8 protein-coding genes are annotated in these 13,374 nt (G+C 32.0%); 2 read left to right on the top strand and 6 right to left on the bottom strand.

Translation table 11 applies throughout. The features are described 5' to 3' along the window. Positions 1 to 6: 6 nt before the first annotated feature. The 6 genes from MUN68_RS13825 to rfbB all read right to left on the bottom strand — a co-directional run bounded on the left by MUN68_RS13825 (position 7) and on the right by rfbB (position 6,298). The gene (locus tag MUN68_RS13825; protein WP_249996892.1) at positions 7 to 549 is read right to left on the bottom strand and encodes a hypothetical protein; all 543 of its coding nucleotides are present in this window, start codon (positions 547 to 549) and stop codon (positions 7 to 9) included. Beyond that, complete coding sequence (locus MUN68_RS13830) at positions 542 to 1,711, bottom strand: ATP-grasp domain-containing protein (protein WP_249996894.1); 1,170 nt, start codon at positions 1,709 to 1,711, stop codon at positions 542 to 544. The genes MUN68_RS13825 and MUN68_RS13830 overlap by 8 nt, the downstream gene beginning before the upstream one ends. Before the next feature lies 1 nt (position 1,712). After that, complete coding sequence (locus MUN68_RS13835) at positions 1,713 to 2,843, bottom strand: hypothetical protein (RefSeq protein ID WP_249996896.1); 1,131 nt, start codon at positions 2,841 to 2,843, stop codon at positions 1,713 to 1,715. A 39-nt stretch (positions 2,844 to 2,882) separates the two neighbouring features. Further along, the gene (locus tag MUN68_RS13840; protein WP_249996898.1) at positions 2,883 to 3,965 is read right to left on the bottom strand and encodes a DegT/DnrJ/EryC1/StrS family aminotransferase; all 1,083 of its coding nucleotides are present in this window, start codon (positions 3,963 to 3,965) and stop codon (positions 2,883 to 2,885) included. A gap of 344 nt (positions 3,966 to 4,309) precedes the next feature. Beyond that, positions 4,310 to 5,179 carry a glucose-1-phosphate thymidylyltransferase RfbA gene (gene rfbA, locus MUN68_RS13845; RefSeq protein WP_249996901.1) on the bottom strand — a complete coding sequence of 290 codons (870 nt, stop codon included), beginning with the start codon at positions 5,177 to 5,179 and terminating at the stop codon, positions 4,310 to 4,312. 69 nt (positions 5,180 to 5,248) lie between these two features. Further along, positions 5,249 to 6,298 (bottom strand): dTDP-glucose 4,6-dehydratase, encoded by a 1,050-nt coding sequence (rfbB, locus tag MUN68_RS13850; protein WP_249996903.1) that lies wholly within the window; start codon positions 6,296 to 6,298, stop codon positions 5,249 to 5,251. Between the two features lie 442 nt (positions 6,299 to 6,740). On the opposite strand from rfbB, the gene MUN68_RS13855 reads away from it, so the two are divergent. Both MUN68_RS13855 and MUN68_RS13860 read left to right on the top strand, forming a co-directional pair. Beyond that, on the top strand, positions 6,741 to 8,993 hold the full coding sequence (locus MUN68_RS13855; protein WP_272792379.1) for a T9SS type A sorting domain-containing protein: 2,253 nt from the start codon (positions 6,741 to 6,743) through the stop codon (positions 8,991 to 8,993). A gap of 771 nt (positions 8,994 to 9,764) precedes the next feature. Then, entirely contained in the window at positions 9,765 to 13,358 is a 3,594-nt protein-coding gene (locus MUN68_RS13860; RefSeq protein WP_249997408.1) for a T9SS-dependent choice-of-anchor J family protein, read from the top strand. The last annotated feature ends 16 nt before the right edge of the window (positions 13,359 to 13,374 follow it).

Consider the following 13,374-nt stretch of genomic DNA (forward strand, 5'->3'; position numbering starts at 1 on the left):
ACTATCCTAAACTATTGTTTGCAAAAATTTCAATTTTGATAAGTGCTCATCTAAAAAATCGATAGTCATGTTTATATTCCTATAACTCACTTGGTCAGTAACATCTTCAACAACTTTTATGTCATTTTCTTTGCAGAAATTTTCTAAATCTTCGTGATTCCCTTCATCTTCTAATAAAAATTTACAGATGCCATTAGAATAAATAAACTTATCTAAATGGATATCTTTTTTTATAGAACGTCTTTTACAAACAAAAGGAGTGCCTATTAACTCTGAATAATTTATGGCTTTGCTATCTAGATAATCTACAGTTTTTTTTGCAGCTTCATTAGATAGTCTTTCTTTAGTAACTCTAACATATTTACGATTTAATGAATGTAAATCGATAATTAATTTCAGCTTAGTCTCTATATTATCAGAACCAGCTACAAACCATTGAAATATGATGAATTCCCTATCCCATGTTTCTTCTTTATTAAAATCTTGAATTATAAATTTACGCTCAATTTCATTAACTTTTACGCTCTTTATAACATGGTGCTTATCCATTTTTAAACAGTTTTTCGTTTACGATTTTATTTAATTCAACGTTAGTAAGATCTTTGTTTTTGTGTATTACTGTGAAGATGAAATCTGCATTACTTTGAAATTTTCCAGACTTTTCAGGACTAAGTAAATTTTTAAGAATTTTATGTTCCCCTAAGATAGGCTCTAGCGTTTTTTCGATTTCAATTACATTAATTTCAATCGGTTTTCCAGAAAGGTTATACACATAATCCATTAACCTACTTTCAGATGGCATATTCGCTTTACTTACCTGCTCCTTTAAAATCAAGTTGATGTATTCACTATTTAAATCGTAGTCAAATAACTTAGATAAATATTGTTTGTAGTATGTTCCGCCTCCAACTCCTATATCCATTTCTATCATGTCAATATTTTCAGCACTAACTAATATATCAGCTTTCAAAATCACATCTTGAACACCACATTCCTTAATAAAATTCATGAAATAGTCTTCAATTCTTTTACTGTGTTTATCATCATATGATAAACGGCCTAGAAAAACAGTACCTTCATAAGAATCTCTAACAACAGGAGCTAATAACTTTAACTCCCCATTTTGCACTAGTGCTAACACTCTATATTCTAAGCCTTCTCTAAACTCCTGAACAATAGTCTCGTCACCATATTTGTTTTCATTAATAGCAGAAATAAGATCGTTTTTATTAACAATTTCTACTCCAGAACTTCCACGTCCAACCGTAGGTTTGACAATAAATTTATTAACACCATCTATAATATTAAGATTTTGAGTAATCTCTTTAATATTCCAAGACGCAATTGTAGTTAACCTGTATTTTTCATACAATTCTTGTTGAGAAAACTTATCCATTCCTACCATTAACTCAGTAGGAATTTCAGTATGCAAGTTTAATGCTTTATTTACTACTTGTAATGTTCTAATTGCTTGTCCACCAGAATAAGACCCTACAGCATCAATTTTTTTAGAAAAACTCTGTATCCAATTAAGTACTTCGGCTTCATTATGAGTATTAACTTCAGCAAATTCATCACATAATTGTATTGCTTTTTCAGAATTTCTGCCTTTACCAATAGCAACGACATAATGACCTTTATCTTTTAAAGACTTAATAAAATCAATTTGCGGATAACCAGCTCCGATTGAAAGTATAACTTTTTGTTTCATATTAAATATCTTTCTTTAATTCCGAGAAATAAACGGAAATAGAATCCTCTTTTAAATACACGTCGTTTTGAACCCAGTTTTGATACTCATTAAAGAATGACAACTCATCATATTGATGAAAAACTGGTTGATTATTATTATCTAAATCTTGGTGAATTCCGCCTGACCAAAAATACGTTATATCTTCTTTATAAATTGAAGAATAATTATATTCTTCATTAATTAAACCGAAATCTAATGCAAACTTATAGAACAGATCCATGTTAGCATCTAATATCAGCTGAGATGGTCCCCAAAGTCTTGGATTTGCTTCAATCATATAAACCTCATCATTAAACGCCTTAACTTCTATCATTATAAGGCCTACAAAACCTTTTTTGACAAATAAATCGGCATACTTATCTGCTATATTATTGTGATGAAAATCAGATGACTTTGCTCCAATTATTGACAAACCATTGTCTTGTTGAATTAGGTTTTTTTGAGAAAAAACACTGTATTCACCATTTTTTGAGAAGTAATATAATAAATAGAAAGAATCTCCACCAACAAACTCTTGATAGTAAAAATCATCTTTATTTTTTTGTTGATTAAAGGATTCATAGTCTCCTTTATTCATTATTAAAACAGGTTTTTCATTAGTGATTTTTCCATCTATGAAATACTGTTTTGGTTTTGCAACAAAAGGAATATTTGCTTCATCGATACTCCTATATTCTTTAGGAATCCTAATATCATTCTTTTCACATAATTCACAAAAACTATACTTATCAGAAACTTCTTGATATAGTTTTTCATCTGTAAGAGGGACAATAAAGTTGTTTTCTTCTAATTCAGTCAAGTTATCAAGCAAAAATCGATTAAGAAATTCGCTAGAAGGAAGAACCACTAGTTTGTCGATGTCATGTTTCTCTTTAATTTTATTTTTATACAACAGAAAATCATCAAGATGCAATGCTTTAGACTTCCTTTTTAAGATTATATATTTACTATATTCTGTAAAGTTGATTATGTCGTCTTCACCCATAGCGATTATAAAAAAAGAGATGTCATTTTTTTCACAAAACCTACAAAAAGAAACAACAGCTCTATTATTATAGCCTGACATTATTAATACAACATTCTTACCCATTATTCAATCTGTTTTTTTTAGCCCTTTTAATAAATTTTCTTAATGATTCTGACTACTAAGCAAAACGCTACATATCATAGCTATTTCTTCTTTAGATAAGTCAACATATAATGGCAAACACAATACTCTTTTAGAAATGTCATCTGTAATATCTAGGCTTTCATTTTTCACGTATGGCAAAGCCATTGATAAGCTAGGATAAAAATACCTTCTAGAATAAATTTCCTTACTTTTTAAATCTTCCATGCATTTCAACAAAAACGCTTCACTCTCTAAAACAATAGGATAATACGCATAATTTATGCTCGCTTCAGAATGCCATTTAGGTTTAAAAGCCTTAAAATGATTTAAGTGCTCATCATAGCTATCTGTTAATTCCTTTCGTTTTTGATGTATGGTTTGAATGTGTTCTAAATTTGCCAATCCCATTGCTGCATGAAATTCCGAGTTTTTGCCATTGATTCCGAGCTCAGCAAAAGTCTCTGGACCAACAAATCCAAAGTTACGAATGTAGGCCATCTTTTTTAATAAGTCTGGATCTTTAGTAACAACTAAGCCTCCTTCTGTTGAATGGTATAATTTTGTAGCATGCAAACTACAGGTGCTTATATCACCATATTCAAAGATTGATTTACCATATATTTCTACACCAAAAGCATGTGCTCCATCATATATTACCTTTAAATTGTGCTTTTTAGCTATTTTTTCAATAGCCAAAACATCACAAGGATTTCCATAAACATGAGTTGCCAAGATTGCAGTTGTATGTTTTGTAATTGCTGCTTCAATTTTAGTAGCATCGATATTTAAGGATTCATTATCAATATCGACAAAAACGGGCTCACATCCTTCCCAAACAATACTACTTGTAGAAGCTACAAAAGAAAATGGTGTGGTAATAATTTCTCCTTTCAAATTTAATGCTTTAATAGCCATTTGAAGCGCTATTGTTCCGTTTGTGACGAACAGTAAATGTTTAAGCTTTAAATGATTTTTTAGTTTCATTTCTAATTCATTCGCCAAAGGTCCCATATTGGTTAACCATTGACGCTGCCATATCCCTTTTAAAAACGCTTCATATTCTTCTTGCTTAGGCAAAAAAGGTTTTGTTATTGGTATCATTTTTTGTTTTTTAAGAGGTTTTCGAACACCATTGTTTTTATTCTAATAAATCTTGACATTTCACTAATTCACAATTAGACAATATATAAATTACGCCTTAACATTTTGAATTATAGGTATTACTAAAATCCTAAATGGCAAAAACGAACCACTATCATCATTTATAATGAAAGAAAAAGGATGGCAATATAACTTTTTTCTGTTAAGTAGTCGAGCAACCAATAATCCGATTACTCTAATCACAATTCATATAAATCAAATGTGACTATTAATTAATTGCTTGTAAAAACGCCAAGAAAACTCAAAAATAAACTATTTATAGCTTTCTGTTTTAAAACTTACTACTATGAAATAATGGCTTTTAAATACTCAAAGTAGTCGCCTTTAAGATCTTTAACTTGTAATGCCAATCCTTCCTTTGTAATCCATTTATAACTTAAGGCAATTTCTTCTAAACAAGCAATTTTAAGACCTGTTCGTTTTTCTACAGCCTTAACAAATTCTGTGGCTTCTGTTAGTGCTTCATGTGTACCAGTATCTAGCCATGCAAAGCCTCTACTTAATATTTGCAATTTTAAATTTTCCTGTTCAAGATACGCTTGATTTACGGTTGTGATTTCTAATTCACCTCGATGAGATGGTTTTACATTTTTTGCGATTTCAACTACAGAATTAGGGTAAAAATACAATCCGACTACTGCAAAATTAGATTTAGGATTTGCTGGTTTTTCCTCAATACTTAACACATTACACTCTTTATCAAACTCAGCCACGCCATAGCGTTCTGGATCTTTGACATAATTTCCAAAAATAACAGCTTTTCCATCATCGTTTACAGTTGTTATAGCGTCTTTTAATATTTTTTGCAATCCAGCTCCATAAAAAATATTATCACCTAACACTAAGCATACATTATCGTCACCTATAAAATCTTCTCCTAAAATAAATGCTTGTGCCAGACCATCTGGACTGGGTTGTTCTACATAACTTAATTCGATTCCAAACTGACTTCCATTTCCTAATAATTTTTTAAAATTTGGAAGATCCTGTGGTGTAGAAATTATTAAAACCTCTTTAATTCCAGCCAACATCAAAACTGATAATGGGTAATAAATCATAGGTTTATCATAAATCGGCAATAACTGCTTACTCACTGCTAATGTTAATGGATGTAAACGAGTTCCTGATCCTCCTGCTAGAATAATTCCTTTCATTTTGATGTTCTTTATTAGGTTTTGATATTTAATTGGTATTGATTAGACAAGGTCTAACATTGGTCTCTGCTATTTGTATTGTTGAGCATAATATTTTAAATAATCGCCACTGGTTACGTTTTCTAACCATTCTGAATTATTTAAATACCAATCTATTGTTTTGGTTAAGCCTTCTTCAAAGGTAACACTTGGTTCCCAACCTAGTTCTTTACTGATTTTTGTCGCATCAATAGCATATCTTAAATCGTGACCAGGTCGATCTTTTACAAATGTGATTAGTTGTTCACTTGTACCTTGTTTTCTATTTAATTTAGCATCCATTTGATTGCATAATAATTTAACCAAATCAATATTTTTCCATTCATTAAAACCACCAATATTATACGTTTCACTTAAAACACCTTTGTGAAAAACTAAATCGATAGCTATCGCATGATCAATAACAAATAACCAATCTCTAGTATAGTTTCCATCTCCATATACAGGTAAAGGTTTATTATTTATAACGTTATTAATGAATAATGGGATTAGTTTTTCAGGAAATTGATATGCACCATAATTATTTGAGCAATTTGATATTAAATATGGTAAATTATAGGTTTCACCATAAGCTCTAACAAAATGATCTGAACTCGCTTTAGATGCAGAATATGGCGAATTTGGACTATATGGTGTAGACTCTTCAAACAAACCTTCACTTCCTAATGAACCATAAACTTCATCTGTACTAATATGATAGAATAATTTATTCTCGAAATTATTTGTCCATAAATCCTTAAAGGCATTAAGTAATACCATAGTACCAATAATATTAGTCTTAGCAAAAGCTAAAGGATCGGAAATAGATCGGTCTACATGAGATTCTGCTGCTAGATGAATAATACCATCTGGTTTTTCAGTTTTAAATAAGTGATTGATAAAACCCTCATCTGTAATATCTCCTTTAACAAATTTATAGTTTTCTTTATCCTCAATGTCAGAAAGATTCATAAGATTACCAGCATATGTTAAGCTATCTAAATTTATAATTTGATAGTTTGGATATTTATTTACAAACAGTCTTACAACATGAGAACCTATAAAACCAGCACCTCCCGTAATTACAATTTTTTTTTGCATGAATACATTTATTATACAAATACTACTTTTAAATCGTAGTATTTTAACTCTTCTACTTAAAAACGCATAGTCTCATTATATTGGAATAACTATTAATAAAACCATATTATTAGCTACAAATCTAAAACAAATAAAACATTAATGAAATTCATTATGCATTTTGGTGTATTACATAGATAATTAGTATGAAATTAAAGCTAAAAGGCAAAAGTTTCAATAAATCATCATCCCATTCACTAAATTTGAGATCGTGACAATAAACAAAATCAAGTGTCTAAACTATAATTTGAAATTTATTTATAACAGCACAATTTAAAATCTGGCTTTTATCTGAAGTTTCACCATTAACAAGTTTACACTATATTTGTATATTCTATAATATTGATTATCAATTCTATTACTTTAAAACCGCAATATTACAGATACCTTATTTTATAATCCTATGATAAAATTTTACTTACTTTTATTCGCCCTAATGATCTCTTTTTCAGCAATTGGGCAACAAGAAATCAATGGTATTGATTTTAATAATTCAAACTCCGACAGTACTAATATTAATAAAACTATAGGTGCAACTAATCCTAATTGGATTACTACTGGTAATTCAGATAGTAACACACAGATTTCTGTAACAACTAATAATAGTATTGCTGAGCGTAATTCTGAATTAATTTTTATAAAATTAAGAGTTAGCACTAACGATAATTCTTACAATACTGACATCTATTTTAATGATAATGCTAGTCTTGGGTTTGATTTAGGATTTGATGCCGCTATTTTTGGAGTTATTCCAAATTTTGCACTTTATTCTCATTTGGTTGAAGGCAACACAGGTTTAAATTTAGCTTTGCAAGCAGTTAACACAACTGATCTTTCTGGAGTAACAATTCCATTAGGTGTAGATGCAAATCAAGGTGAGCAAATTACATTTACTATAGCTACCTCAACACTACCACCTTTAACAAATGTTTATCTTGATGATACTGTTACTAGTTCATCAACCCAATTAAATAACTCAGATTACGTATTCACACCTGCAACTGCATTGTCTGGAACTGGACGTTTCTTTCTTAGAATTGAGCTACCTCCTATTACTTACACATATAATGGCACTTGGTCTCCTAGCGATCCTAATGGAGCAGCTACTGCTGGTGATGATATCGTTATAGAATCTGGTGATGCTGTGATTGGGTCTAATACAACGTGTAATAGTGTAACGGTTAATCCTGGCGCTGGTCTTACTGTTAATTCTGGAATAACGCTCACTGCAACTAATGGGTTGACTTTAGAATCTAGTTCTACGAGTTACTCTAGTTTAATTCTTGATGGAACTGTAGATGGAACAATGACTTACCAACGTCATGTGAATATTAATGCTAGTTCTGGTACAACAACTGGTAGTAACGATTTAGTTTCTGCTCCTTTAACAGGACAACCTTTTAATACATTTGCCGCTGCAAACCCTAATATTCTAACCAATGCTGGTGGTACTTTGTATTTATTTGGTCCTTTTGAAAAAGTAACTGGTCAATATGTTACTTGGGCTGATACTGAAACATCTACGCTTGATCCTGGTGTTGGATACAGAGCTGGTTCTGTTGATAATGATACTTTTACATTTACTGGTACAGCTAACAATGGCGTTGTGACTAACGACCTTGTTAACGCTGGATCTAATAATGCTATATGGAACTTAGTTGGTAATCCTTATCCTTCTTATATGAATGTTTGGGATTTCCTTGCTCATGATTTAGGAGATGGCACAACTAACATTCAACTTTTTGATACTGGTACGGAAGCTATATATGGTTATGATGGTAGTCATGGTAATGGTTGGACTATTTACAACTTTGCTACTACTTTACCGTCTACTGTTATTGCTCCTGGTCAAGGATTCATGGTCAGTGCTAATGCTGCTCAAACTGCTGGTTATGATCTAGAATTCTCTCCTGATATGAGAAGAACGGGTTCTAGTGATGATTTCATTGTAGGTCGTAATGCACAATTGACATATGTGAAGTTAGATTTAAGTACTGCTAATAAGTCTTATGGTACTGATATCTACTTTAACAACAATGCAAGTTCTGGATTTGATGCAGGATATGATGCTAGTATTTGGGGTGAAACTGCTCCTGATTTCGCAATCTATTCTCACTTAATTGAAGAAAACAATGGTAAAGCAATGGCGTTACAAGCTGTTAATCATAATGAGCTATCAAACATTAGTATTTCATTAGGTGTTAATGCAAACCAAGGAGAACAATTAAGGTTTAGCATTTCTGAAATGACTTTACAAGCTTCTGTTAATGTATATCTTGAAGATAGAGTAGAAAATACAATTACATTATTAAATAACGCGGATTATCTGATTACACCTTCAACTCCATTATCTGGAACGGGTCGTTTCTTCTTAAGAACGTCTCAAGAGGCTTTATCAACTATAGACAACTCTATTTCTAAATTAGACATCTATACGTTAAAAGCTTCTGATGAACTTGTTATTAGTGGAGAACTACTAAGTGATAATACAATGCTAAATGTATTCGATATTCAAGGTCGATTAGTATTAAATACTAAACTTGATGATACCATTTTAGAAAATCGTATCAATGTATCTAGTATTAACTCAGGTGTGTACATTGTTACGGTTCAAAATAACAGTCAAGAGGAAACTAAAAAGGTAATTATAGACTAATCTTAAATTTATTTAGTAGAACAAATAAACATACTTATCAAAACACACCTATAAACAAATAATATACTAAAACTAGTATTTTCATATTGAAAGATAAAACTAAGGTTACATATGCTAATTATGACCAAAAACAAATTTAGCAGTTCTTTTTAACCAAAAATATTTTTCATAATTTATCACTTCTAAGATTCAATTTTTGATTTTTACTTGGATTATTTTTGCAATTTAAAAAGCAGAAAAAACCTAATCTAACTGTATTTAAAAATCTCATTTACAAGGAATAATAAAATAATAATTATATTTTATAAGTTTTTTCCTACTAAAACTTACGCTTTGTCGAAAAAAATAGATATTTCACACTTATATCTGTGAACCTTTCATTATATTTGACTTCCCTTTTATCGAATACTAATCTTTATTACAATTATAATTAAGAAATAGAATTAACCTACAATATGAAAAACATCTACTTAACATCAGTTGTTATACTCTAAATTTCTATAGAGTTATTAATATACCTTCATTACTACAGACGAATTTAAAATTTTAGTAATACTACAATTAATGTGAGTATAGTTGTAATTCTATAACAAATCGAAATAAAATAAAATCAAAAAAATGCAACTTACTAAATAAAACAAAAGCATAAATATCTAAAAACTTGACGCTTAACTAATAAAACAACCTTTAATAGAACATTTTTTGAGGTATAAAACACAACCTTTACATTTAACCCTCCCTACATATTGCTAATATTAAATCTATCTTATTATGAAAAAAACTACGCTTTTATTAATTACAATGCTATCCTTGTTATGGCAAACTCAGGCACAGCATAACTTTGCCACTATTTTAGGTCCAGAAAATGTAGCTCAAGGTTCGCCAGTAACATTATCAATAAACACTGTTGGAAATACTGCAGCAGTTCCCACTGATTCGTATGAAATCTTTACAGTCACAGCAGACTGGGTAAATGTTAGCGATGCTTATTCTAGTGAAGCTGATCTTACTTTAACAACAACTGCTGGAAGTGTTACTATTGACCCACCCTCTTCTGGCTCATTTGATAGTTTTGCTTCTACAACGCTGACTTTTAGTGGTACTTTGCCTAGCGGAAGTTATGACCCTAGTATTGACGGATTTCTTGAGATTACATTAAACCAATCTTATGCTGGTTCTAGTGCAAACTGGTCAAATATTGTGGTAAGTATTTCAGCACCTCTTTATAGTGGACCTCCTATTGGTGTTACTTGTTCAAGCGGAAGCTCTTCATTTGTTTTTACTGAAAATTTTGAATCTGATCCACCAAGCGGATGGACTGGCACAGGTTTTAGTGGTACAAATGGAAATTGGGATATAACAAATGCTAATACTAACTCAAATAATACTGGACCATCTATTGCTTATGACAATGGTAGTGGCATGCACTTAGAATATGAAGCTTCTGGTGATTCATCAGCGACAGCTTCGGCTATTAGTCCTGCTATTGACCTAACTTCTACAGTAGATGATGCTGAATTATCATTTTATCTACATGCCTATGGAGCAGCTATGGGAACACTAAATGTTGGTGTATCAAATTCTGCCTCTGGGCCATTTACAACTTTGTTTACTCAAAGCGGACAAATACAAACTGCAGCTGGAGATGCATGGACGCATTTTGGAGTTAATTTAGGTGCTTATGTTGGTCAAACTATATATATCGAATTTAGACATACAGGTTCAGGCACAGACTATACTGGTGACATGTCAATTGACTACATAAGAGTTGAAGCTTGTGACCCACCATGCCCAACACCAGACAATATTGTTGTTTCAAATATTGGCAGCACAACTGCAGATATAACTTGGGATGCAGGTGACTCTGAAACTGATTGGGAAATTGTAGTACAACCTGATGGAACTGGAATTCCTGGTGGAGTTGGTACAGCAACAACAAATAATAACCCATATAATGCTACAGGTTTAACACAACTTACAGCATACGAAATTTATGTAAGAGCAGATTGTGGAATGGTTGATGGTTATAGTGACTGGGTTGGACCTATAGATTTTACAACTCTAGCTGCATGCCCAGATATCACTAGTTTAACCATAGATAGCTATACAGCTTCATCTGCTAACATAAGCTGGACAGCTGGTTCTACCGAAACCGATTGGGAAATTGTAGTACAGCCTGATGGAACAGGCATTCCTGGTGGAGCTGGCACAGCAACAACAAACAACAACCCATATATCGCATCAAGTTTATCACAACTTACTGCATATGAAGTCTATGTAAGAGCAGATTGCGGAATGGTTGATGGCTATAGTAACTGGGTTGGCCCTGTAGATTTCACTACTGGACCTGCTAATGATGATTTTGCTAACGCAACACCTATTTCATGTGGAAATATCTATATTGGTGATACGTCTTCTGCTACAATTGATGAAGCAGGTGCACCAGACGTAAGCACTGTTGAACCTGACACTGATACTGATAATGACTCTCCAAATGTTTGGTTTCGTTTTATTGGTACAGGTGACCCTGTAACTTTATCGACTTGTACAAATACTAGTTATGACTCTGAAATAATTGTTTTTACAGGAACCTCAGGAAGTTTAACTAATATCGCTGAAGGTTATGATGAATGTGGAGCTGCTTATGAAGCAGAAGTGACATTTAGTTCAGTTCTTGGCGTTTCTTATTCTATCTCAGTCGAAGGATGGAATGTTGGTAATACTGGAACTTTTGAATTATCAGTAATCTGTACACCTCCTGCACCAGTAACCTATACCTATAGTGGCTCATGGTCACCTAGTGATCCAAGCGGAATTGCTACTGCTGGAGATGATATTGTAATTGCTTCTGGAGATGCTAGTATTAATTCTAATACTACTGTAAATTCAGTAACAGTAAATGCTGGAGCTGGTCTTACGGTTGATTCAGGAGTAATCCTTACAGCAACAAATGGGTTAGTTTTAGAATCTAGTTCTACAAGTTATTCAAGTTTAATTCTTGATGGGACAGTTACTGGGACTTTAACTTATGAACGACACGTAAATATTAATGGAAGTGGAGATACAGGGAGCAACGATTTAATATCCGCACCATTAACAGGGCAAGCTTTTAATGCATTTGCTACAGCTAATCCTAATATTTTAAATAACGGAACCTTATACTTATTTGGTCCTTTTGACAAAACAACAGCTAATTACCTTTTATATGCTGGTTCTGAAACCGCAACCTTAAATGCAGGAGTTGGTTACAGAGCAGGCTCTAGTGATAATGGAACATTTACATTTACTGGTGTTGCTAACTCTGGAATTGTAAGTTATAATATTGAAAATTATGGCCCTCCTGAACCTGCTGAAGCAGAATGGAACCTTGTTGGTAACCCATACCCTTCTTATCTTAATGTTCATGCTTTTCTTAACCATGAAGTTAGTGTAGGTGTTTCTAACCTTGCATTATTTAAACCTGAAACAGCAGCTATCTATGGATATGATGGAAATGCTTTAGATGATTGGACTATTTACAACTTAGCGAATACGACAGCTTCAACAGTAATTGCTCCTGGACAAGGATTTTTTGTAAGTGCAAATGTAACAAATGTACCTCTATACGATTTAGAATTCTCTCCCGATATGAGAAGAACAGGTTCTGGTGATGACTTTATTGTAGGTCGTAATGCACAATTGACATATGTGAAATTATATTTAAGTACTGCTAATAAGTCTTATGGTACTGATATCTACTTTAACAACAATGCAAGTTCTGGATTTGATGTAGGATATGATGCTAGTATTTGGGGTGAAACTGCTCCTGATTTTGCAATCTATTCTCACTTAATTGAAGACAACAGTGGTAAAGCAATGGCATTACAAACTCTTAATCATACTGATTTATCAGACATTAGTATTTCATTAGGTGTTAATGCAAACCAAGGCGAACAATTAAGGTTTAGTATTTCTGATATGACTTTACCAGATTCTGTTAATGTATATCTTGAAGATAGAGTAGAAAACACGATTACATTATTAAATAACGTTGACTATGTAATTACGCCTTCAACTCCATTATCTGGAACGGGTCGATTCTTCTTAAGAACGTCTCAAGAGGCTTTATCAACTATTGACAACAATATTGATAACTTAACTATTTTCGCTTTAAACACTTCTAAAGAAATAGTCGTTAACGGTCAATTAAAAGAAAATACTATTTTAAGTCTTTATGACATACAAGGTAGAAAGGTATTAAGTACAACACTTGATGATTCAAATCTTACAAACCGTATTGACATATCTGATTTAAATGGAGGTGTATACATTGTTACTGTTCAAAATAACAGTCAGCAAAAGACTCAAAAAGTGGTTATCAAATAATTCAAACATTCAAGAA

Origin of the sequence: Psychroserpens ponticola (assembly GCF_023556315.2) — a bacterium.
Lineage (GTDB): Bacteria > Bacteroidota > Bacteroidia > Flavobacteriales > Flavobacteriaceae > Psychroserpens > Psychroserpens ponticola.